The following is a 24,221-nucleotide window of genomic DNA, read 5'->3' on the forward strand; positions in this document are numbered from 1 at the left end:
ATTACAATACATGAGTCATCCCGAATTTAGGGATTGACATTGTGTCCAAACATGCATGAGAGCTGTTCGGACGCGGTAAAGCGGCACCAGGGCTTCCTGGTGCCGCTTTCCTGTTCTATGGCACCCCCACCGGAGCAGCTCCTGGAGCTCTTCTGCCTGCAGCAGGCTCAAGAGGAAGGCATACACCACCGAGAGGATCATCATCAGCTTCAGGCGGTTTTGCCAGAACCAGAGCCGGGGGCTTTCCAGGGCCAGCTCGGATTTGGAGTAGCGGAAGGCGGCCTCCACCTGCCAGCGTCTGGCGTAGCAGAAGACCACCCGCCAGGCCTTTTTCACATTGGTGACGGGCAGGTTGGTAAGCATATAGAGCGGGGCGTGCCCCTTGCCGGGCCTGAGGATGATGAGAAAGAGCTTTCTTTTGGGCCAACGGGGGTGGAAGACGGGCTGGAAGTAGAGGCCCATGCGGCGCTGGCACCTGCGGGGCGTGTCCTTGACCAGGCGTTTGGAGAGGCTGCGCCTGCCCCTTGCCAGCTGCCAGCAGGGAAGCTGCCGGCCCTGCTCGTCTACCAGCGCGTACGCCTTGTTCCAGCGCAGGATAAAGTGCTGGCGGCGCTTTAGCAGCTCCTTTAGCCAGGGGGGCACCGGCGTAGCCGCGGTCAAAGACGTGGATGACCCGGCGGCCGAAGTCTTTCACCGCCTGCTCCAGGCACCGCCGCCTGATCGCGGCCGCCTCCTCCCTGCCGCCCTCCGGGCGGGTGCTCCACCACTGCTGCAGGTACAGGCGGGGGGCCGTGTGCAGGCCCATGAGCAGCAGGCCCAGCCAGTGAAAGCCCGGCACATGGACCGGGCGCTGCAGCGGCGGGTTGAAGAAACCCGGCCGGATGCGCACCAGCCGGCGGGCCTTGGCGCTGCGGACCGGGCACAGGCCCTGGGCGCCGATGCTTTCGGGCTTCTCCACCACGCTCTCGTCCCAGTGCAGGAGCACGGGCTGGCCGGGCCACTGCTGCATGGCGGCTTTGGCCTGCGCGCGCAGCCAGTCTGAGAGCAGGCCATAATGCCACTTGCCTGAGCGCAAAAGGTTGCTGATGCGCTTGGTGCCGGCAGGGGCCTTGGCCGGGGAGAGCAGGTAGGCGCCCAGCTCGCTTAGCAGCAGTCCGTGCTGGCGGTGGCGAAAACGGACAATGGCGGCCACCAGCAGCGAGAAGGTACGGACCAGGCGCCGGTCCAGCCGCGCGTCCAGCACCCAGAGCAGCGGGGAGAGAAAGTCCGAGAGCCGGTCGTGAAAAACAGAGCCGATCCGCTTTATCCTTTCTGCCGGCGGCTGCGTATGGGTAAGTAAATGCATAAAGCCTCCTTTTCTAAAGTGATCTGATGCTACTATCACTTACGAAAAGAAGGCTTTGGCTTTTAAGCAATCCCTATCCTAAAGTTCGGGATGACTCATGTATATGATGCGTTAAAATTTTAGATCAGGTTAAAGAGGTTTCGAACGCCTACCTGCTTTGCAGATGTAAAGCCCTCACCAAAGGTTACCCCAATTGCATGCCCATATTCCCTGGCTCTTGCCTCAATAAAATCAAGAAACTCGGGCGAAGAGATGTAGGTGTTAGGAGAATTATCGTCAGGATTATAGAACTGCGTTCTGAAGGCCCGAATGGTTTCGATTTTCTTTTCCCAGTAAGGTGTCACATCCATCACAAAGTCTGGCTTGATATACCGGTCCTGAATGAAGTTGTACATCGCTTTCGGTCGCCATGCCTGCTGCTCTAAACCATCATCGCCCAGGGTCTTAATCATCTTCAGTCCCGCCAGAAAGCAGGCTTCTGCCACTACCGCTGCTCCACGCCCATGGTCTGGGTGCCTGTCGTGCAGCGCATTCATCAGCACGATATCAGGCTGGTACTGCCGCACCTTACGCACAATCTGCAACTGATGCTCCTTGTCGTTGGAGAAAAAACCATCTGCAAAACCAAGATTGTCACGCACTGAAAGTCCCATGATTTTGGCGGCTTCCTCTGCTTCTGCCACTCGCTCAGCGGGTGTGCCGCGTGTACCGAGCTCACCTCGCGTCAGGTCCACCACCCCGGCCTTCTTGCCTGCGGCGATATGGGCTATCAGCGTACCGGCACAGCCAAGCTCTACATCATCCGGGTGTGAGGCAAAGGCAAGTATGTCTAACTTCATCATCAGTATCTTTCTTATTTGATTCGGAGCGAACGCCCAACCTTCAGGGTGGTACGCGTACTGATGCCGTTCAGTTTAGTGATCTGGCTCACAGATACGCCATAGCGCTTTGCTATACCTGACAGGGTATCCCCGCTTCGTACTTTGTGGTAAGAGGCCTTGCGGGATCCGCTGCTGCTACTGCCCTTGGCCCTGTTATAATAGTTGAACAAAGCGGAGGTGATAACGAAGCTCTGTCCTTTGAGCAAATAGTCAGGGAAGTCATACATCAGCTCCGGATCTAGTGGATTGCCCTGGTAGCGTACTTCGTAGTGCAGGTGTGGCCCGGAGCTTCGGCCGGTGCTACCACCTAAACCGATCACTTCGCCAGCCTTCACAAACTGTCCCGTCTCTGCGATGGTTTTACTCATGTGCCCATAGAGCGTCTCCAAGCCGTTGTAATGGCGCAGCACAATGTAGTTGCCATAACCTCCGCCATCCCACTTGTTGATGCGGACAACCCCGTCAAAAGCGGCGTAAATGGAGTCACCGGTGTTCAGGTCAATATCAGTACCGTAATGCCAGCGGTAACCTCTATGTCCGAAACGGCTTGTTACAGGCGTTTTCTCCAGTGGCATTTTGTAATCGCGATTGGATCTTGGATCATACAGTGTTATATCCACTGTATCTTTGAGCTGACGCCCATCCATCCGGTACGGGTTGATGTTCCGTGTATCCCAGATGGCATAGTAACCTGCTATCTTAATCCAGGCCGAGTCAATCAGCACCTCTTCCGATACTTCCACAATGTGCTGCTCCCCTAAGTCAAGCTCTGAGGTATCTTCACTAACAATCGAAAGCTCTCTTTTTGGGTTAAAGAAGATCGATTTGCCAGCATCCGATTCATCTTCCGGAAACTCCTCATACTTAATCAGAATAGTGGTGTCAGGCCGAACATAATCTATCTTAGGTGACTTTACCTTAAAAAGATCCTTGACCTTACCCTGAGCAAAGGCACTTTCAGTCCCAGCTGTAAGACAGAGCAAAAAGAGTGCAATCGTAAGGGGTGCTTTATACTTTAGCATTATATCGAATATTAGGCGGAGCTGTATCAGTAGGCTAATTCACGCAAAACTAACTACAGCAACGCCATTTTATTGTGGTCAGCCCTTACCAGACTAAAAAGAATGTGCTCGGCAGGCTTGACAGATAGGTAATTTTTAGTGCAAATCCTGAGCAGCCAGATAACGTTCGGCGTCCAGCGCAGCCATACAGCCTGAACCGGCAGCTGTCACAGCCTGACGGTAGGTAAAGTCCTGCACATCACCGCATGCAAACACGCCATCAATATTGGTCTTGCTTGTACCAGGAATCGTGCGGATATAACCATTCTCATCCAGGTTCAGGTAATCAGCAAAGATATCGGAGTTAGGTTTATGCCCGATCGCCACGAAAAAGCCCTTGACAGGAATCTCGCGCAACTCGTCTGTCAGCACGTTTCGCACTCTAACACCGTCTACTACCTCCTCGCCCAGTATCTCGTCGGTTACAGAGTTCCAGAGGATCTCGATGTTTTTGGTTTTCTTCACGCGCTCCTGCATGATGGTGGAGGCACGCATTTCGTCGCGGCGGACAATCATGTATACCTTGTTACAGATGTTGGAAAGGTAGGTTGCCTCTTCAGCCGCTGTGTCGCCTGCGCCTACAATGGCCACGTCTTGTCCACGGTAAAAGAATCCATCACAAACGGCACAGGCACTTACTCCATTACCGTTCAAGCGGGCTTCCGACTCCATGCCCAACCACTTGGCAGATGCACCGGTTGAGATGATCACTGTATGTGCCTCAATTACTTTCTGATCGTCAATTGTCACTTTGTGCGGCTGCGAAGAAAAATCTACCGCTGTTGCGATGCCATACCTTACATCAGCACCGAAACGCTCAGCCTGGCGCTTAAAGTCCTCCATCATCTGAGGGCCATTAATGCCATCCGGGTAGCCAGGGTAATTTTCTACATCATTGGTAATGGTCAGCTGACCGCCTGGCTGCAATCCCTGATACAATACAGGGTTCAATCCGGCACGGGAAGCATAAATAGCTGCTGTATACCCTGCGGGACCTGAACCGATGATCAGGCATTTTACTTTTTCTATTTCCATGTTTATGTAGTGCTTTATCGAAATTGGTTGCAAGTATACAAAATTTCTCATGCTCTGCCTGCATACTTCCTATGTTAATTAGCCTGAACACGGCAGACAGCGTGCTCGCATAGCCAGAAATGCAAAGAGCCCTGACCTTACGGACAGGGCTCTTTGTCATGTTATTATTAGCTTAACCTAGATAAGGCTTCAGTGCTTTGCTTCTGGATGTATGACGCAGTCTGCGAATGGCTTTTTCCTTGATCTGGCGTACACGCTCACGCGTCAGGTTGAACTTCTCCCCGATCTCCTCGAGTGTCAGTGAATGTTCACCGTTCAGGCCAAAGTAAAGCGTAATCACGTCGGCCTCACGCTTGGTAAGGGTCGAGAGTGCGCGCTGCACTTCTTTGCGAAGCGAGTCGTTCATCAAACCAGTGTCAGGTGACTCTTCGTCTTCGTTCTCCAGCACGTCCAGCAGGCGGTTTTCTTCGCCCTGCACGAACGGAGCATCTACAGAGACGTGACGTCCAGAGATCTTAAGCGTGTCCACAACCTCAGCAGTTGTCAGCTCCAGTACCTCTGCGATCTCTTCCGGAGAAGGCTCACGCTCAAATTTCTGCTCCAGTTCAGAGAAAGACTTAGAGATCTTATTAAGAGAACCAACACGGTTCAGCGGCAGACGCACAATACGAGACTGCTCGGCCAATGCCTGCAGAATAGACTGACGGATCCACCAAACTGCATATGAGATGAATTTGAAACCTCTTGTTTCGTCAAAGCGCTTGGCAGCTTTGATCAGACCCAGGTTACCTTCGTTGATAAGGTCGCCTAGTGAAAGGCCCTGGTTCTGGTACTGCTTGGCAACCGACACAACGAAACGAAGGTTAGCTTTCGTCAATTTCTCAAGTGCAAACTGATCTCCCTCTTTGATTCTCTGAGCAAGCGATACCTCCTCATCTGGTGTAAGCAAATCAACTTTACCAATCTCCTGAAGGTACTTGTCCAGCGACTGGCTTTCGCGGTTGGTGATCTGTTTGCTTATCTTGAGTTGTCTCATCAGAGTATGTTGTTATTACAAAAAATGTGAAAATCTTAATTCCGGGCTCGGAGTGGTAACATCAGAAAATCGCGCAAAGTTCTTACATTTTAAGAATAAAATCAAGAAGCTAGTACGCGACAGCAAAACATAATACTCCTGACACCACTCCGCCTTATACGGAACGGGCATCAGGAGTATTAATAAGTTTGATTATTGTTGCGCTTCAGCGCCCGGCTTTGGTAATATAGCCTTACGGGAAAGCTTAAATTTACCTGTTTTCTTATCGACGTCGATGAGTTTCACTTTCACTTCTTCACCGATCTCCAACACGCCATCCATCGTTTCGAGGCGTTCGTGCTTGATCTCTGAAATGTGCAGCAAACCATCTTTGCCTGCCATGAACTCTACGAAAGCACCGTAAGGCTGAATCGATTTCACTTTACCAATGTATACCTCTCCAATCTCAGGCTGCGCCACGATCGCTTTGACCTTACTAACGGCACTGTTCATGGAGTCCTGGTTGCTGGCGAAGATGTTCACATGGCCTTTCTCGTTCTTCTCCTCGATGATGATCGTAGCACCAGTGTCTTTCTGGATCTGCTGGATCACTTTACCACCTGGTCCGATTACAGCACCAATGAACTCTTTGTCGATCACCATGTTGAACGAACGTGGCGTATGCGGCTTGTAGTCTGCAGCCGGGGCAGAGATTGTCTTGTTCATCTCACCGAGAATGTGCAGACGGCCGTCTTTTGCCTGGGCCAAAGCCTGGCTCAACACTTCATGAGACAAACCTTGTACCTTGATGTCCATCTGGCAGGCAGTGATACCTTTGCTGGTACCCGCTACTTTGAAGTCCATATCACCCAGGTGGTCTTCATCACCCAGGATATCAGAAAGAACGGCAAACTTGCCTGTTTTCTCGTCAGTAATCAGACCCATTGCTATACCTGACACGGCATCCTTTACAGGAACACCTGCATCCATCAGTGCCAAAGAGCCGGCACATACGGTAGCCATAGAAGAAGAACCGTTAGATTCCAGGATATCGGAAACGATACGGATTGTATATGGGTTCTCAGCGTCAGCTGGAAGTACTTTCTTAAGAGCACGCAGCGCCAGGTTACCGTGACCAATCTCACGACGTCCAGGGCCTCTGTTTGGCTTCACCTCGCCAGTTGAGAAGGCGGGGAAGTTATAGTGCAACAGGAATTTGTTTGAGCCAGATACCATGGCGCTGTCGATCATCTGCTCGTCCAGCTTGGTACCCAGTGTCACTGTAGTCAGCGACTGTGTTTCGCCACGGGTAAATACAGCAGAACCGTGTGTAGCTGGCAGGTAGTTTACTTCTGACCATATAGGGCGAATCTCGTTCAGCTGACGGCCATCCAGACGCACGCGGTCGTTCAGGATCATGTTGCGAACCGCTTCTTTCTCCACATCGTGGTAGTAGGTCTTGATCAGGCCAAGGTCATACTCGTGCTCCTCACCCAGCGATTCGATAAATTCATTCAATACAGAAGCAAATCCTTCTTTACGCTCAGATTTGTTAGCACGGCCACGCTTTGCTACTTCGTAAGCTTTCTCGTAAGTGGCATCGTATACCTTCTGGCGCAACTCGTCGTTGTGAGTTTCGTGTGAGTACTCACGCTTCTGCAGCTTGCCAACCATTTCGGCCAGTTCCAGCTGCGCCTGGCACTGCACTTTGATTGCTTCGTGTGCAAAGGCAATAGCCTCAAGCATTTCTTCTTCAGAAACCTCGTTCATTTCACCTTCCACCATGGCTACGCTGTCCATAGAGGCACCCACGATCATGTCGATGTCGGCGCGCTGCAGGTCAGATGCCAGCGGGTTGATCACCAGCTGACCGTCGATACGGGCAACACGAACCTCAGAAATCGGACCGTTGAAAGGGATATCAGAAACTGCCAGTGCGGCAGAGGCAGCCAACGCAGCAAGTGCGTCTGGCAGGATCTCTGTATCAGCAGAGATCATATGTATTGTCATTTGTGTTTCGGCATGGTAGTCACCCGGGAACATAGGGCGCAGAATACGGTCTACCAAACGTGAAATCAGAATTTCATAGTCAGAGAGACGAGCCTCTCTTTTGAGGAAACCTCCAGGGATCTTACCGGAAGATGCGAACTTCTCCTGATAGTCTACTGATAAGGGCAAAAAGTCAACTCCTTCGCGGGCTTCTCTGTTTGAAACAACGGCTGCCAACAGCATGGTATTACCCATTTTTACTACAACAGATCCGTCAGCCTGCTTGGCTAATTTACCAGTTTCGATTATGATCTCCCGGCCATCCGGAAGAATGATTGTTTTAGTGATCGCGTTTTGTGACATCTTCAATTATTATTTTTTAGCATCAAATAGAACAGGGCTACCGTTTGCAGCCGCTGCTGGGGTACTGGCAAAGAGGAAGGGGGAATACAAAAGGGGGCAGAAAAAATTAGGGAATCCCTGTAAGAAATTCCCTAATTTTCTATAAGCTTATTTACGGATACCAAGCTCGGCGATGATCGCTCTGTATCTTTCAATGTCATTTTTCTGCAGGTAGTTCAGAAGTCTTCTTCTTTTACCTACCAGCTTAAGAAGTCCAAGACGAGTGCCGAAGTCTTTCTTGTGAATCTTCAGGTGCTCTGTCAGATCAGCAATGCGCGTAGTGAACAGCGCGATCTGGCCTTCAGCAGAACCTGTGTCAGTCTTAGACTTGGTCAGGCTGTACTTCTCAAAAATTTCTTGTTTCGCTTCAGTAGTTAATTTCATTGCGTATAAAAAATATCAATCTGTTATATTCAGTGGATAGTTTCCCGTATAAGCCGCAAAGTTAAATAAAATATCTATATTAAAAAACTATTTGCGGCGAGTTATTTTAACACCGGACTATATTTTGCTGCGCTTAAGCCGGGTCATGAGTTTGCGCCAGAAGTCTACCTCCAACAGGCTGGAGTCATTCTGTGCCTGGTACAGGAAAAACATGCCGATGGGCAGCAGGATAGCGTTTGCTCCCCACATACCCGCCTCTACAGAGACAAGCCCCTCTCTGGCCCATTTCTCGCCCAGTATGCCCAGCACATACATCACGATAAAAAACATGATCGAGATGATCACAGGCACTCCCAGACCACCTTTCTTGATGATAGCGCCCAATGGGGCTCCGATCAGGAACATGATCAGGATAGCAAATGACTGGGTATACTTGCGCCAGATCTCAATTTCGTAGTTGTTGGCATCACGATTGAGTGTTGTCACCCGCTCTTTGTAACTACCTGTAAAGCTCTTCACGTTACGGGCTTTGTTTGCTGCTGCCAGCATCACATCAGCCGTGATCGGCGACAGATCCTTCCGCTCGTGCACCGAGTCAGGCAGCACCTTGGTCACCGGCAGTCCGTTTTTCACCTGACCTGTATCGGCTTTAAAATACATGTAAAACGGATCCACATTCGGGGCGTACATCTGCCGCTCCCGCACACCGGAGCGACGCAGGGAGTCCGTTACCGCTGTCAGCTGCCCAATGTTCTTCATCATCTTGTTGTCAGAGAAGAGCTCCTCACGGGTACGCCCCAACTCAAAGGAGGCAAGGCTGAAGATGATTTTTGTTGCATCAAACTTCTCCCTCACAAACTGCTCAGATGAATTACGGAATCCACCATTGTTCTGGTCCACATAGGTATTACCCCTGTAAAGCTCCAGAATCAGGTAATTGTCATCGTGCTCGGTATACATCTGCCCTGAGTCGGCCAGTATAACGGTAGTATTGTTGCCGCCCTTCGAGTGATCATAGATCATGATGTCGCGCAATGAGCGGCCGTCATTTAACTTCTCGTTAATCTTGATGCTGTAGCCGGGCAGTCCGTTATAAAAGGCGCCCTCTTTAAAGTTCATGGCAGGCTTTTTCTGCCTGATGTCCCATAGCAGACTATAAGCCTTCAGGTTAGCCTTCGGAACCACGTAATTATTAAAGAAGAAGGCTCCAATGGAAAGTGAAATCACGAAAAAGGCTACCGGGCGCAAAATACGCGGCAGCGCTATTCCTGACGTTTTGATGGCTGTGAGCTCGTGGTGCTCTCCCAGCGTACCAAATGTCATCAGCGCCGAAAGCAACACCGCCAGTGGCAGTGCCACAGGTGCCATGTTGATGCTGAAATAAAACAGCAGCTCTGCAAAAACGTCGTAACCAAGGTCCTTTCCTACCAGCTCATCGAGGTATTTGAGCATATACTGCGTGAGCAGGATAAACTCCACGATAGCAAACGTGAGCAAGAAAGGTCCGGCAAATGATCTAAGTATTAGCTTATCTAGTTTCTTCATGTGGGCCAATTGGCAAGCGGGCATCAAAAAGCCCGGTTTTTTTCTTTAACACCGGACTTTCAAAAATCGTGCAAAGATAAGCCTTTGGAGCTAAGATGTGCTACCCTCCCACTATTTCACGAAGTTTCTGCAGCAAGTGCTCCCATAGCTCTTCCAGCTCTTCTTCGTCATTTTCATCTGAGTAATCAACTACCTTCAAATACTGCTCCTGCGTCAGTTCACTCGTTTCGATCGAGAAATCGATGTAAGATGGATCGGAAGCGTGTGATTTGTCGTCGTTGAGAAATAAGAAGCGCACAGAGCGATTAGTCCGATGATTTGTCATCTCAGCATAGTGATTGCGACCATCCCAGAAAAAGTTAAACACCTTGTCTTCGTTTACCGAAACATCGTCAGAAAACCACTGGGCCAGACCACTTGGAGTGCTCAGGTATGGGTATAGCAAGCGGGCGGATGCATTTATTGGGTACTCATGCACAAATTTCGTCTTTGTAGCTTTCATTGTCTCGTATTGTAAGTGACTGAGTAAGTATAGTATTAATTTCTGATTTGCTAAATATACAGAAAATAAAATATTTTTTTGTACATCAATTGTTGCTTTTTTAAAAACTTACCCCTTATATTTGCACCACAATTCGGCGGGGTAGCTCAGATGGTTAGAGCGCAGGATTCATAACCCTGAGGTCGGCAGTTCGATTCTGCTCCCCGCTACAAAGCTCCAGACATAGTCTGGAGCTTTTTTTATGCCCTCTTGCCTTTATTATCCATCCCTTCTGCCTTTTGCACAATCTGGCAATTGTTTTGACCTCTCAGAAGAGATTTCTTTTTCTTTTGGCACTAGCTCCTCTTTTTACTATCTTAAAATTTATGGGCTCCTGCAGTTGACCTGCCGGGAGCTTTTTGTGACTCTTTTTTTAACCTAATCCCTTAAAACAACCGATCATGAAAATGAAAAAGATTTTGTCAGGTGCACTCGTTCTTTTCGCTCTTGGGTACGCTCAATCCGCATCAGCGCAGCAGGTAGATGAAGTGCCTCAGCAGGAACAGCTTCAGCAGGACAGATTCTCAGAAGAAGAACTCAAAAAGTTTTTGCAGGCAAACGCAAAAGTGACGGCGATCCAGAAGGAAGGGCAACAGAACATGCTCCGCATTATAGAAGAAGCAGGTATGGACGTGGAGCAGTTTAACAAATTTGCGCAGGCACAGCGTGAGCAGAAGCTGGCAGAGACAGGCGCAAGCCCGGAGCAACTGGCTGCTTTTGACAAAGCTGCACAGCAGATCGTAGAGATACAGCCTGCCGTTAAAGAGAACGTAAAAAAGGCTCTTGAAGAAGAAGGCCTGACCGAAGACAAATACAGAGAGATCGTGACAGCCTACCAGCAGGATGAAGCCGTGAAGGCAAAAGTACACGAGCTAATGGCTAAGTAAAGCTGACACCAGCAAATTAAAAGGTCCTTGCCAGATTTTGGTAAGGGCCTTTTTTATACCTTATCAATCTTTCTCAAACGACTTTAGCAGGATACGCGGCTGGATATTGACCATCACCCAACCCCAATCGGCGTAGGCAGAAGCATTGCCAGACTTTATGGCTTCCATGGAGCTGCCTGCAAACAACGTACTATACCCAATAAAAAACTGAATCTGATCGGAGTGCTTGTAGTGGAGCACCGCATCAAGCTCTGAACCTAAATAACGATCGCTGGTGCCGGGAAGTGTCTCAGTGGCATTCAGGTTTCTGGCCAGTGCAAAATAGTGGTAGTCCAGCGAAAGGCTGTACTTACCCTTTGGGTTATAGCTGGTTTTAAAGTAGCTGTTGTGCAAACCACCCTGCCTTGTGTCTGCCGGAATGTTGATAAAGTAATCCATGAAGCCATAGAACTTATGGTTGGTCGCGTACAGTGTGTTAAAGGACTGAACCTTGCTTTCATGCCCTGCCATACCGGACAGATAATTGGTGCCAATGGTAAAGCGCAAAGGTTGTAAGGTGTAGGCCGCTTCTGCCACTGCCAGGTAAGCTGCAATGCGCTTTCCGCTGCCATGCTCACCTGATTGCCTGTACAGGGCTCCGCTGAACTGCGCACGCTCCTCCTGATAGTTCAGGTCCAGGCCGTAGGTATGCCGGAAGTAAACACCCCCTACTGTATCTGGACGCTGGAAGCCGTCGCTAATATGCATGGCTGAAACCGATAGTTGGTCATTCAGCTGTTTCTGTGCCCACAGGAAGCCTAAAACTTTATAATTGTTCATGCTGTAATGGGTATCAAACAGCGCCTCTCTCTCCTGATTAAAAGCACCGCCGGCATCCAGGCTTATTCCCTGCCACCTTGCTTTGAGCAGCACCCCGTCATGACTTCGAGCCTGCTGTACCCAGTCCACATTGCCAAGCAGGCGATCGTTGTTGTAAACGAACTCCTGCCGGCCTAGCCTGACTGCGAACTTATCTGACAGCGTAATTTCTCCCCAGGCCTCATGCATAGCCGTGGAAGGCACGTCTTTCAGGTGCGGCTCATCGCCCCATACCCTGACGTCCTGCAAACTAAACTTCATCTGCACCTTGTCCTGCTTGTAGTCCAGTGTTAGCCGGGAGCGTTGGTTCACAAAAAAGGCCCCATTCTGACCATCAGGCAAACTTTGGTAGCCATTGCGCCACTCAGCTCTTGGCCTGACCTGGGATGTCAGGTATAGCTGGGCCCAGGCTGCCTCCAGGGGCAGCCAGATGAAAGCTGCTAACAGCAGCAGTTTTCGGGTAAAACTTATTTCCATGTCCGCATCAATTTGGAAGGTGGCATAAACAGGTCAACGTACGCCAGGCTAGTATAACTCACCTGATCATTTGTCTTTGACCGCAACGATGCGAAGTAGCGCAACTTCCTACCCATGCGCGATGACAGCAGTCATACGCAAAGATGACTTTGGTTAGTTTGCAGGCAGGTATAAACGCAAAGAGGGCCTGACTTGCGCCAGGCCCTCTTTTGTAATATATCTAAAGTAAATTATTTTACTTTGTCAACGATGCTCTTGAAAGCTTCCGGATGGTTCATCGCCAGGTCAGCAAGTACTTTGCGGTTCAGGTCGATGTTCGCCTTTTTCAAAGCGCCCATTAGCTGAGAGTAAGACATGCCATGCTCACGTGCACCTGCGTTAATACGCTGGATCCAAAGGGCGCGGAAATCTCTCTTTTTCGCTTTTCTGTCGCGGTAAGCATAAAGCAAACCTTTTTCAATTGCGTTTTTCGCAACTGTCCAGACATTCTTGCGACGGCCAAAGTAACCTTTGGCCATTTTCATCATTTTTTTTCTTCTGTGTCGCGCTGCGACAACGTTTACCGATCTAGGCATTTCTAAAAAGTTTTGGCGGCTGGTGATTAAATTTTAATCTTCAAAAGACCAGACACCGGGTTCGTACTAAATAATTAACCTTTCTAACTCCAGGGAATTAGATTTGAAGCATCAGCTTCACTCTGTCCATGTCAGCTGAGCTTACAAGGCCAGTGTGTGTCAAATTACGCTTCTGCTTAGTCGTCTTCTTGGTCAGGATATGGCTTTTATAAGCGTGTTTACGCTTGATCTTGCCAGTACCTGTCAAAGAAAAACGCTTCTTTGCACCAGATTTTGTTTTAACTTTTGGCATGTGTATATAATTAATGAAACAAATTACTTTTTAGCAGGAGGTGCCACTTTCGGAGAAAGAATCAAAAACATTCTCTTTCCTTCCAGTTTAGGCAGTTGCTCCACCTTGGCGATGTCCTCAAGCGCCTGCGCGAACTTCAACAGCAGGATCTCACCCCTTTCCTTGAACACAATCGTACGTCCGACGAAGTGCACATAAGACTTGATCTTGAAACCGCTTTCGAGGAAGGACTTCGCGTGCTTCAGCTTGAACTCAAAATCGTGGTCATCTGTGTTAGGGCCGAAACGGATCTCCTTGATGACTACTTTTTGAGCCTTGGCCTTCATCTCACGGGTTTTCTTCTTCTGCTCGTACTTGAATTTCGAGTAGTCGATGATTCGGCATACCGGTGGATTAGCAGTTGGCGAAATCTCAACCAGGTCAAGATTCTGCTCGTTCGCTATTTTCTGAGCATCTCTGGTCGAGAATACCCCCTGCTCTACATTGTCACCAACTAACCTGACTTCTCTGGCAGTTATTTTATCATTGACTTTGTATGGCTCTTCCACTTTTCCGCGTGGGATGTAGCGCTTGTTTGGCGTAGCTATGGTTTTACCTCCTTAAATTTAGTTTCTACAATCAGGGTGCGAATATCGCACTTTTTATATCAAGAAAAAAATATCTTTCTTTAATTGTTCAGCATCTCAGCAACTTTTGACTGAAAGCCAGAGATGAACTCCTCCACTGTCATCGTGCCCAGATCGCCTTCTCCGTGTTTCCGAACAGAGACTGCTCCGTTTTCCTGCTCCTTCTCACCAACGATCAGCATGTAAGGCACCTTGCTCACTTCTGCGTCACGGATCTTACGCCCGATCTTCTCATCGCGGTTGTCTACGAAGCCCCGGATATCGTCTTGCTGCAGTCGGTCGTATACCTGCTGTGCAAAATCCTGGTACTTCTCCGAAATAGGAAGGATGGCGAACTGCTCCGGGCTCAGCCACAGCGGGAAATTACCGCCGCAGTGCTCGATCAGAACAGCCACGAAACGCTCCAGTGAACCAAATGGTGCACGGTGGATCATAACAGGGCGATGTTTCTGGTTATCAGCACCAATGTATTCCAACTGGAAGCGTTCCGGTAACTGATAATCTACCTGAATAGTTCCAAGCTGCCATTTGCGGCCCAGCGCATCGCGCACCATAAAGTCGAGCTTTGGTCCGTAAAACGCAGCCTCTCCCAGTTCGGTTACAGTGCGCAGTCCTTTCTCCTCAGCAGCCTCTATGATCGCGCTCTCTGCCTTTTCCCAAGCCTCGTCGCCACCTATGTACTTCTGTTTGTTCTCCGGATCACGCAGAGATATCTGAGCGGTATAGTCTTCAAAACCAAGTGCATTGAACACATATAGCACCAGGTCAATTACTTTCTTGAATTCATCCTTCACCTGGTCCGGACGGCAGAAGATGTGCGCATCGTCCTGAGTAAAGCCACGAACACGGGTCAGGCCGTGCAGCTCGCCGCTTTGCTCGTAACGGTATACCGTGCCGAACTCTGCCAGACGCACCGGCAGCTCTTTATAAGAGCGCGGACGGGTCTTATAAATCTCGCAGTGGTGCGGACAGTTCATTGGCTTCAGGAAGAACTCCTCCCCTTCATTTGGCGTTTTGATCGGCTGGAACGAGTCGGCTCCATACTTCTCGTAGTGGCCGGAAGTGATGTACAGCTCCTTGCTGCCAATGTGCGGCGTCACTACCGGCTGGTAACCGGCTTTCACCTGTGCCTTGCGCATGAACTGCTCCAGGCGCTCACGCAGCAGGGTACCTTTCGGCAGCCACAGCGGCAAGCCCATACCCACTTTTTCAGAGAAAGCGAAGAGCTCCAATTCCTTACCTAGCTTGCGGTGGTCACGCTTCTTGGCTTCCTCCAGACGCTCCAGGTATTCTGTCAGCTCTTTCTGTTTCGGGAAGGTAACACCGTAGATACGCGTCAGCTGCTTGCTTTTCTCGTCGCCTCTCCAATAAGCACCGGCTACGTTCATCAGCTTAGCCGCTTTGATGAAGCCAGTGTTCGGAATATGCGGTCCGCGGCAAAGGTCTACGAAGTTGCCCTGGGTATAGAAGGTAATAGAACCATCCTCCAGGTCTTTGATCAAATCGAGCTTGTATTGGTCACCTTTTTCAGTGAAATACTTAATAGCATCGGCCTTAGAAACCTCCTGGCGTTTGTACTCGTTTTTGGCACGGGCCAGTTCCAGCATTTTCTGCTCTACTTTGGCGAAATCATCCTGCGAGAAAGTTCTGCCCTCACCCAGGTCCACATCATAGTAAAAGCCGTTTTCAACCGGAGGTCCAATGCCGAACTTTATACCCGGATACAGCTCCTCCAGCGCCTCGGCCAACAAGTGGGCAGAAGAGTGCCAAAATGTATTTTTGCCCAGATCGTCGTTCCAGGTGAGCAGCTGCACATTGGCATCTTCTTCAATGGGGCGAGACAGATCCCAAACGGAATCGTTCACCTTTACAGCCAAAACATTGCGGGCAAGGCCCTCGCTAATGCTGCTGGCGATCTCGAGTCCTGTTACACCTTTCTGATACTGGCGTACAGAGCCGTCTGGCAAAGTAATGTTGATCATGTTTTCTTCTTAGTATCGAGTTAAAAGCCCCGCTGCCTGACAGCCATACTGTCCAACTGGGGTCTTGGTCTTTCCAATCTGTATCTTAGCCGGGCAACGCTCTGCATGGCATAAGTATGTTTCGGTTCAATCGTCAGCATGCGTTCGTATGTTCGCAGTGCTGCCAGGTTCTCTCCTAGTCGTTCCAGGCTACTTGCCCGCACAGACAGGTACTTGAGCATTTTGCTGTACCTTGGAGCGCTCTCCAGGTGCTGCAAAGCCAACTCGTAGGCACCCATGCCATGCTGCAGCAGTGCCATCTGAAAATGAGCTGCCTGCATCGTGTCTGCTAAAGACAGCACCTTTTCAAAACTAGCCAGGGCACTATCTTTGCGTGTCGATTGCAGCTGCAGCATACCTTTGTAGTGCCACAGTTGTGGATCTTCCGGTGAATGCCGCAATCCCTGCTCAGTATACTTTCTGGCCTGTGCCAGGTCCTGCTGCGCCAGGTATAGCCCTGCCAGTGATCGGTGCGTCTCCGCAAAGTCAGGCTTCAAGTCCAGGGCTTGCTGGTAATGTCTGATGGCGACAGCTGTATCACCGGTCACTTCTAATACCCTGCCTTTGAAGTAAATTGCATGCGGATCGTCCGGTGACAGCTCAAGCGCCTGTCGCGCAAACCCAGATGCCTTTGCATATGCTCCTTTGTCAAGGTATAGCTCCGTTAGGAGCACATAAAGTGATGAACTTTCATACGAGTTTCGCTCCGCCTGCAGCGCCAGTGGCAGTGCTTCTTCATGACGCCCCATCAGGTATAGCACCTGCGCTTTCACAAAAAAGTTAGCAGGCTCCTTCGAAAGCTTTATCGCTTCGTCTACATCACGTAAGGCTCTATCCAGTTCCCCTTGTCGCAGCAGTACCATGGCTCTGCGTGCGTATAAACTGCCATCGCGCTTTGACCGATCGATCGCTTCGCTCAGGCTTACCAGCTGCTTGACCGGGTCCTCCACAGCCACAGCCTCCAGGTCTACCATCTGCTCCCGGGTACCTTCTTCTTTGCCGCAACCGGAAAGAGTCAATATCCCCAACACTACCCAACTTAAGACCCAACGAGACATCATGTGCTGTCTTTTCTTACAAGCTTGAATGGCGCTAAATTATAGATAATTTGCCTAAATACCGACAATTCGCCTGCCTTATAGTTTTTAAGCAACGCAAAGGGCCTGCTACCATCCGGAAGCAGGCCCTTTGCGTTGCGATTGTATCCTGTTACTTCTGATACTCTTGCAGCATGATCTTACAGCGCCTGCTCAACTCCAGTTCCTCCTTCGTTTGCAAGTCAAGGTTCTGGGCCATGGCACGCTGCAGCGTATAGACACAAGCTTCTTTGTTTTTCATTTCCTGATAAATGTTGGCCAGATCAAAGTAATAGCGCAGGTTGTTCGGGTTATGCAAAATAGCCATCTCCATAGCGTAAATAGCATCCTTGTTGGTAGCAGGTTTATCTGCCATTCCGCCCAGCATCACTTTGTAAGCCGCAATCTCGGCAAAATTGAGGTTTGCCATTTTGAAATACCAGCGACCCAGCAAATGCCAGGCGTCTGCATGTCTGAAATCTGAAGCCAAGGCTCCATCCAGGTACGACTTTAACTCACTGAACGTAGCCAGTCGCTGCTTCGGGCCTGAGATTGTTGCCAGTGAAGCCAGCGAGAGTGCCATGGCATAATTTGAACGGGCATCCGTGGAATCCAACTGATAGGCGCGCTGGGCATAAGACTTAGCAGTGCTAAAGTGATTCAGTTTGCGGCTGTCGTCTGAAAACCGATTGCCCATCAGGCTGTGTAACAGGCTGGCCTGGCACAGCGCTTCATAGTTTGACTCATCAGCAGCAATAATCTGTTCATATACCGCCAGTGCCTCCGTCTCCTTGTACTGCTCCTTCAGCTCGTAGGCCTTCTTTAAAAGCACATCATGCCCGGAATCTCCCAGCACGTCCAGCGGACGAATCAGGAAACCGAGCATGATGAATAAAATGGGTATAGCTTTGAAAAGTATTCGCATAATTTGTAATAAGCAACCTAATATATTGCTTTAAAACGACTTATGCAAAAAAGGATTTAATTTAGAACAAATCCAGCTGTTTCTTTTTCTTCAAAGCCTCTTTTGCACTGCCGTCTTCTGTAAGTTCTTCTACGGTTTCGAGCGCATCTAGTTGAGCCCCACTCACTTTGGCTGCCTCTTCTGCCAACTCCTTTAGTTCGGAAGGCAGTGTTACGGGCTCACGTTTCGTGGTAACTTTCTTCGCTTTAGGCTTCTCTTCCTGCTCAACCTCCTCTTGTCTCGGCACTTTTACATCGAAGATCTTGAAGTAGCTCAGCTTGTTGCCCATGGCCTTCCAGCCCTTCACGTCGATGAATTCACTCAGCAGCAATTTCTCTGTTTCCTTCTCGCCACGGAGCGAGCGTTTGAAGGAGATCGTTGCCATTGGTACATTGTGCGTCGAAACAGCCTCCAGTCTGGAGTTTTTGGTCTCCGATATAAAACTAAACTTCTTGCCTACTGTGGAAGTCTCAATCTTGAATCGCTTTACATAGTATGTTTTATTCTCACCTTCATAATAGATAGCGGAAATAACCAGCTCCGGATCGAACTTCTGCAGCACTTTGATCTTCTCCACGGTATAGTGGTTGGCTAAATCAAAGGTGGTCTGCTCGTAGGTACCGTCTTCGTAAATCACCAGAATCGTATCGTCGGTGTTGAAAGAACCCAGGTAACGGCCACGGCCCTCGGTGTTCAGACGACCGATCACTTCGTCGTAGAAGATCTCGCGTCCACCCAAGGTCGACTCGCCCAAACTCTTCTGCACCACCTTCTTGACTGGATACTTCGTCACGATATTACCATTTGACCCTTTGCCTTTTATCATCAGTTCGGCAAAGTCATAGTCGAAGGTTTTGATACGGGCTGAAGCCTGTGGTGAAAGCGTGATGCTAACTACTTCTGACTCGGAGTTCGGATTGGCCGTCAGGTAGTGAACCTTGGAGTTTTTGTTACCCTTGGTCAGGTCGTACTCCTTATCGCGGGTGATCGACTTCACAGAGAAACGCTTCGCATAGGACACACCTGTCTTGCCATCCACATAGATCATGTTGTAGACCATGTGCTCATCGTTCTTGTTGTAAACGCCGGCCATGATGATGTCCTTACCCACAAAGGTTTTCTCGGCCACTTTGGTCACGGTGAACTTACCATCCTTGCGGAACACAATGATATCGTCCATGTCAGAGCAGTCGCACACGAACTCGTCTTTGCGCAAACCAGTACCAATGAAGCCGTCCTTGGCATTCATGTAAAGCTTCTGGTTAGCAATCGCAACTTTCTGTGCTGTAATCACATCAAATGTCTTCACCTGCGTCTTGCGGTCGCGTCCCTGCCCGTATTTCTTCAGCAAGCCCTCGAAGTAGGCAATGGCGTAACGGATCAGGTTGGCCAGGTTATCATCCACCTCAGCCATCTCCTCTTCCAGCTTATTGATATACTCGTCGGCTTTGAAAGAGTCATACTTGGAGATTCGCTTGATCTTGATCTCGGTCAGACGAATGATATCATCTTGCGTAACCTCCCGGCGAAGTAACTTCTTGAACGGATCCAAGCCTTTGTCAATCGCCTCGAGTACGGCCTCCCACGTCTCACACTCCTCGATGTCGCGGTAAATGCGGTTCTCAATGAAGATCTTCTCCAGCGACGAGTAGTGCCACTTGTCTTCCAGTTCACCCTTGCGGATCTCGAGCTCACGCTTAAGCAAGTCTACTGTTTTGAAAGTAGAAATACGCAACAGCTCGTCCACACTCAGGAAGTGCGGCTTGTCGTCGATGATCACACAAGTGTTAGGCGAAATAGAGACTTCACAGTCCGTAAAGGCATAGAGCGCATCCATGGTCAGGTCAGGCGAAACGCCCGGCGGCAGCTGTACCTGTATCTCCACATCGGCAGCCGTGTTGTCGACTACCTTTTTGATTTTGATCTTGTTGTTTTCGCTCGCCTTTACGATCGACTCCATCAGGCCTGTGGTCGTGATACCATAAGGCACATCGCGGATGATCAGCATGGTCTTGTCTACCTTCTCGATAGTGGCACGCACCCGGATTCTGCCGCCACGCATACCTGAGTTGTAGTTCGTCACGTCGACCATACCCCCATTCGGGAAGTCAGGCAGCAAAGTCGTCTTACGGCCTTTCAGCACATCAATAGAGCCTTTGATCAGCTCCTTGAAGTTGTGCGGCATGATCTTAGTAGAAAGACCAACGGCTATACCTTCCACGCCCTGCGCAAGCAACAGCGGGAATTTTACCGGCAGCGTCACCGGCTCGTTTTTGCGGCCGTCGTAGCTCAGCTGCCACAATGTGGTCTGCGGATTGAACACCACATCCAAGGCAAACTTAGACAAACGGGCCTCGATATAACGCGGCGCTGCGGCACTATCACCCGTACGTACATCACCCCAGTTGCCCTGCGTTTCGATCAACAGATCCTTCTGACCCAGGTTTACCATGGCATCGCCAATAGAGGCGTCACCGTGTGGGTGGTACTGCATGGTCTGACCGATGACGTTGGCCACTTTGTTGAAGCGACCATCATCCATCTCCTTCATGGCATGCAGAATGCGGCGCTGCACCGGCTTCAAACCGTCCTCGATGGCTGGTACGGCACGCTCCAAAATAACATAAGAAGCATAGTCGAGGAACCAGTTTTCGTACAGACCGGATACTGGCGTCACGTTATGGATCACTTCTTCGTCACCGTCTGTAAATGCAACCTCTAGCTCTTCTTCTCTTTCTATACTTTCGTTGTTCAGTTCGTCGTTATGCATATACTTCCTCAACTATGTCTTTCTCAAACTTCAGATTCTCAATAATGAATTGCTGGCGCTCCGGCGTGTTTTTGCCCATGTAATAGCTCAGCATTTTCTGGATTGTTGTGTCTTTCTGCAGGAACACCGGCTTCAGTTTGATGTTGTCGCCAATGAACTTACCGAATTCGTCTGGCGAGATCTCACCAAGTCCCTTGAAGCGGGTGATCTCCGGGCGCTTGCCCAGTTTCTCGATGGCAGCCTGCTTTTCCGTCTCGTTGTAGCAATAGATGGTTTCTTTCTTGTTGCGCACCCGGAAAAGCGGCGTCTCCAGGATGAACACGTGTCCATTTTTCACCAGATCAGGGAAGAACTGCAGGAAGAAGGTCAGGAGCAGCAGACGGATGTGCATACCATCTACGTCGGCATCCGTTGCGATTACTACGCGGTTGTAGCGCAAACCTTCCAAGCCCTCTTCAATGTTCAGGGCGTGCTGCAACAGGTTGAACTCCTCGTTTTCGTATACCACTTTCTTTTTCAAACCAAAGCAGTTCAGCGGCTTTCCTCTCAAACTAAATACCGCCTCCGTGTCTACGTTACGGGACTTCGTGATGGAACCACTCGCCGAGTCACCCTCCGTGATGAAGAGCGTGGAAAGCAAAGCGTTCTCGTGCTTGTCTTCGTTGAAATGTAGGCGGCAGTCGCGCAACTTGCGGTTATGCAGGTTGGCCTTCTTGGCGCGCTGGTTGGCCAGCTTCTTCACGCCTGCCATGTCCTTGCGCTCCCGCTCGCTTTGCTCGATTCGCTTTTTCAGCGCATCATGAACATCGCTATGCTTTCTGAGGTAGTTATCAAGATGTTCCTTTATGAAATCGTTAATGTAAGCATTAACTGAAGGACCGTCAGGCCCCATTTCTATTGAGCCAAGTTTTGTCTTCGTTTGCGATTCAAATACAGGCTCCTGTACCCTGACAGAAATAGCGCCAACGATGGAGGCTCGAATGTCCGCTGCATCATAGTCCTTCTTATAAACATCACGAATCGTCTTCACGATCGCTGTACGGAAAGCCGCCAGGTGCGTACCACCCATGGTCGTATACTGACCGTTCACAAAGGAGTAGTACTCCTCACCGTAGTCGTTACCATGTGTTAGGGCAATCTCAATGTCGGCGCCTTTGAGGTGAATGATCGGGTAGCGCATGCTCTCCTCGTCGGCTTTGTTTCTCAAAAGATCGAGCAGGCCGTTCTCAGAGTAGAATTTCTTGCCGTTGAAGTTGATCGTCAGACCAGCGTTCAGGTATACGTAGTTCCAGATCTGGTTTTCCAGGTAGTCCGGGTTGTACTGATAGTTCTTGAAAATGGTATCGTCCGGCGTAAAGACCGTAAGCGTGCCATTTCGCTGCGAAGTAGCTTCCAGCGGAAGATCGTTGGTTAAAACGCCACGCTCAAACTCAGCGGCCTTCATCTGCCCGTCGCGCACGGACTGAATGCGGAAGTGGCTTGAAAGAGCGTTCACCGCCTTGGTACCCACACCGTTCAAACCTACCGACTTCTGGAAAGCCTTGCTGTCGTACTTACCACCTGTGTTGATCTTGCTCACACAGTCAATCACCTTGCCCAGCGGAATACCGCGGCCATAGTCGCGCACCTGCACCTTGTGGTCCGATATTTTGATGTCAATCGTCTTGCCAAAGCCCATCACGTGTTCGTCGATGGAGTTGTCAATCACCTCTTTCACCAAAATGTAAATACCATCATCGGCCGAAGAACCGTCTCCCAGCTTGCCGATGTACATACCGGGGCGTAGCCTGATGTGTTCGCGGGGCTCCAGCGAGCGAATGCTGTCTTCGTTGTAATTATGCTCTAACTCTGCCATTCTGTAAGCGTAAGTGTATTTGATTTAGTGGAATCACTCGGAAATATAGAAAAATAAAAGAAATCAGACGCTACAAATAGTTCCGGCGCCTGACCGATTCATCCTGCAATGAAGATTATTGCTAATATTTTTAGTCAGCAAATATAGCCAATTTTATCGGATCTGTCAACTAATCTATACAACCATTCCACGAAGCTTACAGTTCACAAAATAAGGAGAAATCAACAGGTTTAAATTGGCTAATTTTATTAGCATAAAAATATTTAGATTTAACTATACTTGAGCACAACATTTGCTTAATTGCATGTGACTAAACAGCCGGTATACTCTTACACAGACACACCCTATGGAAATTAAATTACCCCAGTACGTCAAGTATGTGATGATCTTACTGGGATTCTTTCTGGCGATCTGGGTTTTGCAGACTTTCAAGGCAATCCTTATGCCGCTGGTATTTGCACTTCTGTTTGCCCTGCTCCTGCTGCCCCTCACCCGCGACCTCGAAAAGTTTCGCATCCCAAGGGCGCTGGCTATTCTCTGTAGCATTATCGTGGTGGTGATTGTACTCGGTCTTGTGGTTTGGTTTCTTTCCATGCAGGTGATGAGTCTGACGTCAGAACTGGACACGATCGGCAAAAACTTTGACGCCCTGCTCATGAAAGTGCAGGACTACCTCTACCATAATTTTGGCATACAGCCGGCCAACAAAAGTGAGCTGTTCCGTAACATGGTAGGCGGACTGCGGGAGATGTCTACTACTTTTGTTGGCAGCACCATCTCCCTGACCACAGGAGCGCTCACCGTCATTACCATTGTACCAATTTTCGTGTTCTGTTTCCTGTACTACCGCAACCACCTTGAGCAGTTCATGTATAAGTTTGTCTCCAAGGAACGACGAGGCAGCTTGAACCACACCATCGACAACATACAGGTGGTGGCGCAGAGCTACATCTCCGGGCTGATGATCGTGATCGTGATCGTGGCTTTGCTCAACTCAGCAGGCTTGCTCTTGCTGGGTGTAAAGTATGCGATCTTCTTCGGCGTGTTTGCCTCTATCCTAACCATTATACCTTACATCGGTATCCTGATCGGGGCTATGCTCCCGGCGCTGTTCACACTGGCTACCACAGGCCGTCTGATCGACGCGGTACTGGTGGTGCTGGTGTTCATGTTTGTACAGTTTTTGGAAGGCAATTTCATTACACCCTATGTCGTTGGTTCGAAGGTGAGTATCAATCCGTTCGCCGCCATTGTGGCCTTGCTCATTGGCGGTGAGATCTGGGGAGCGGCAGGTATGATCATCTCCATACCGATGATCGCCATCCTGAAAGTACTTTTTGACGCCTACGAGCCGCTGCGTCCTTTCGGCTTTTTGCTGGCTGATATAGATGAAGTGAAGGAGAAGAAGTCAGGGCGGTTTCGGAAGATGTTCGACAAGCTGCGGGAGAAAGCGAAAAAAGAGCGCTACGAGGATGATCAGGAGGTCGAGCAGTAGCGGGCCTTTGCTAAAACTATTTGCACAAGGTATGGCACAAGCGCGAATTGAAACGTAATGCTAAGAATATTGGTTTACAGGATAACCCTCTGGAACAGACCGGAGGCTGCTTCAAAAAGCCATAAAA

General features: G+C 49.7%; 20 protein-coding genes and 1 tRNA gene. 3 read left to right on the forward strand and 18 right to left on the reverse strand.

The window, feature by feature from the left end; translation table 11 throughout:
• Positions 1–115: 115 nt before the first annotated feature.
• The 9 genes from AC5FXQ_RS18875 to AC5FXQ_RS18915 form a co-directional block, all read right to left on the reverse strand.
• A complete protein-coding gene (locus AC5FXQ_RS18875; RefSeq protein WP_493603972.1) occupies positions 116–1,384 on the reverse strand; it encodes a hypothetical protein in 1,269 nt (422 codons plus the stop codon).
• A gap of 80 nt (positions 1,385–1,464) precedes the next feature.
• Positions 1,465–2,184 (reverse strand): bacillithiol biosynthesis deacetylase BshB1, encoded by a 720-nt coding sequence (gene bshB1, locus AC5FXQ_RS18880; protein ID WP_493604042.1) that lies wholly within the window; start codon positions 2,182–2,184, stop codon positions 1,465–1,467.
• Between the two features lie 14 nt (positions 2,185–2,198).
• Complete coding sequence (locus AC5FXQ_RS18885) at positions 2,199–3,248, reverse strand: peptidoglycan DD-metalloendopeptidase family protein (protein ID WP_493603973.1); 1,050 nt, start codon at positions 3,246–3,248, stop codon at positions 2,199–2,201.
• A 135-nt stretch (positions 3,249–3,383) separates the two neighbouring features.
• Complete coding sequence (trxB, locus tag AC5FXQ_RS18890; RefSeq protein WP_493603974.1) at positions 3,384–4,322, reverse strand: thioredoxin-disulfide reductase; 939 nt, start codon at positions 4,320–4,322, stop codon at positions 3,384–3,386.
• 172 nt (positions 4,323–4,494) lie between these two features.
• On the reverse strand, positions 4,495–5,358 hold the full coding sequence (locus tag AC5FXQ_RS18895; protein WP_007656436.1) for a sigma-70 family RNA polymerase sigma factor: 864 nt from the start codon (positions 5,356–5,358) through the stop codon (positions 4,495–4,497).
• 192 nt (positions 5,359–5,550) lie between these two features.
• Positions 5,551–7,689 carry a polyribonucleotide nucleotidyltransferase gene (gene pnp / locus AC5FXQ_RS18900; RefSeq protein WP_493603975.1) on the reverse strand — a complete coding sequence of 713 codons (2,139 nt, stop codon included), beginning with the start codon at positions 7,687–7,689 and terminating at the stop codon, positions 5,551–5,553.
• A gap of 147 nt (positions 7,690–7,836) precedes the next feature.
• The gene (gene rpsO / locus AC5FXQ_RS18905) at positions 7,837–8,112 is read right to left on the reverse strand and encodes a 30S ribosomal protein S15 (RefSeq protein WP_493603976.1); all 276 of its coding nucleotides are present in this window, start codon (positions 8,110–8,112) and stop codon (positions 7,837–7,839) included.
• A gap of 117 nt (positions 8,113–8,229) precedes the next feature.
• A complete protein-coding gene (locus tag AC5FXQ_RS18910; RefSeq protein ID WP_493603977.1) occupies positions 8,230–9,657 on the reverse strand; it encodes an LptF/LptG family permease in 1,428 nt (475 codons plus the stop codon).
• Between the two features lie 100 nt (positions 9,658–9,757).
• Complete coding sequence (locus tag AC5FXQ_RS18915) at positions 9,758–10,159, reverse strand: START-like domain-containing protein (protein WP_493603978.1); 402 nt, start codon at positions 10,157–10,159, stop codon at positions 9,758–9,760.
• A gap of 135 nt (positions 10,160–10,294) precedes the next feature.
• Between AC5FXQ_RS18915 and AC5FXQ_RS18920 the strand changes: the two genes are divergently transcribed.
• Positions 10,295–10,368, forward strand: a tRNA-Met gene (locus AC5FXQ_RS18920).
• A 231-nt stretch (positions 10,369–10,599) separates the two neighbouring features.
• Positions 10,600–11,085 carry a DUF4168 domain-containing protein gene (locus AC5FXQ_RS18925; protein ID WP_493603979.1) on the forward strand — a complete coding sequence of 162 codons (486 nt, stop codon included), beginning with the start codon at positions 10,600–10,602 and terminating at the stop codon, positions 11,083–11,085.
• A gap of 63 nt (positions 11,086–11,148) precedes the next feature.
• On the opposite strand, the gene AC5FXQ_RS18930 is transcribed toward AC5FXQ_RS18925, so the two are convergent.
• The 9 genes from AC5FXQ_RS18930 to AC5FXQ_RS18970 form a co-directional block, all read right to left on the reverse strand.
• Complete coding sequence (locus AC5FXQ_RS18930; protein WP_493603980.1) at positions 11,149–12,420, reverse strand: alginate export family protein; 1,272 nt, start codon at positions 12,418–12,420, stop codon at positions 11,149–11,151.
• Positions 12,421–12,650: 230 nt separating this feature from the next.
• Complete coding sequence (gene rplT, locus AC5FXQ_RS18935) at positions 12,651–12,995, reverse strand: 50S ribosomal protein L20 (protein WP_007656428.1); 345 nt, start codon at positions 12,993–12,995, stop codon at positions 12,651–12,653.
• 97 nt (positions 12,996–13,092) lie between these two features.
• On the reverse strand, positions 13,093–13,287 hold the full coding sequence (rpmI, locus tag AC5FXQ_RS18940) for a 50S ribosomal protein L35 (RefSeq protein ID WP_007656420.1): 195 nt from the start codon (positions 13,285–13,287) through the stop codon (positions 13,093–13,095).
• Positions 13,288–13,310: 23 nt separating this feature from the next.
• Positions 13,311–13,835, reverse strand: a complete 525-nt coding sequence (infC, locus tag AC5FXQ_RS18945; protein ID WP_007656418.1) for a translation initiation factor IF-3 — start codon at positions 13,833–13,835, stop codon at positions 13,311–13,313.
• A 119-nt stretch (positions 13,836–13,954) separates the two neighbouring features.
• Positions 13,955–15,895: a threonine--tRNA ligase gene (thrS, locus tag AC5FXQ_RS18950; protein ID WP_493603981.1), complete on the reverse strand. Its 1,941-nt coding sequence runs from the start codon at positions 15,893–15,895 to the stop codon at positions 13,955–13,957.
• Between the two features lie 20 nt (positions 15,896–15,915).
• On the reverse strand, positions 15,916–16,995 hold the full coding sequence (locus tag AC5FXQ_RS18955) for a tetratricopeptide repeat protein (RefSeq protein ID WP_493603982.1): 1,080 nt from the start codon (positions 16,993–16,995) through the stop codon (positions 15,916–15,918).
• Positions 16,996–17,143: 148 nt separating this feature from the next.
• Entirely contained in the window at positions 17,144–17,935 is a 792-nt protein-coding gene (locus AC5FXQ_RS18960; protein WP_493603983.1) for a hypothetical protein, read from the reverse strand.
• Between the two features lie 61 nt (positions 17,936–17,996).
• The gene (locus tag AC5FXQ_RS18965) at positions 17,997–20,744 is read right to left on the reverse strand and encodes a DNA gyrase/topoisomerase IV subunit A (protein WP_493603984.1); all 2,748 of its coding nucleotides are present in this window, start codon (positions 20,742–20,744) and stop codon (positions 17,997–17,999) included.
• Positions 20,737–22,599, reverse strand: coding sequence for a DNA topoisomerase IV subunit B (locus AC5FXQ_RS18970; protein ID WP_493603985.1), 1,863 nt, complete (start codon positions 22,597–22,599; stop codon positions 20,737–20,739). Before AC5FXQ_RS18970 ends, AC5FXQ_RS18965 begins: the two co-directional genes overlap by 8 nt.
• A gap of 346 nt (positions 22,600–22,945) precedes the next feature.
• Here AC5FXQ_RS18970 and AC5FXQ_RS18975 point away from each other — a divergent pair, with 346 nt between their 5' ends.
• Entirely contained in the window at positions 22,946–24,094 is a 1,149-nt protein-coding gene (locus AC5FXQ_RS18975; RefSeq protein WP_493603986.1) for an AI-2E family transporter, read from the forward strand.
• Positions 24,095–24,221 lie beyond the last annotated feature (127 nt).

The sequence above is a fragment of the Pontibacter sp. LHS1 genome, assembly GCF_058932855.1.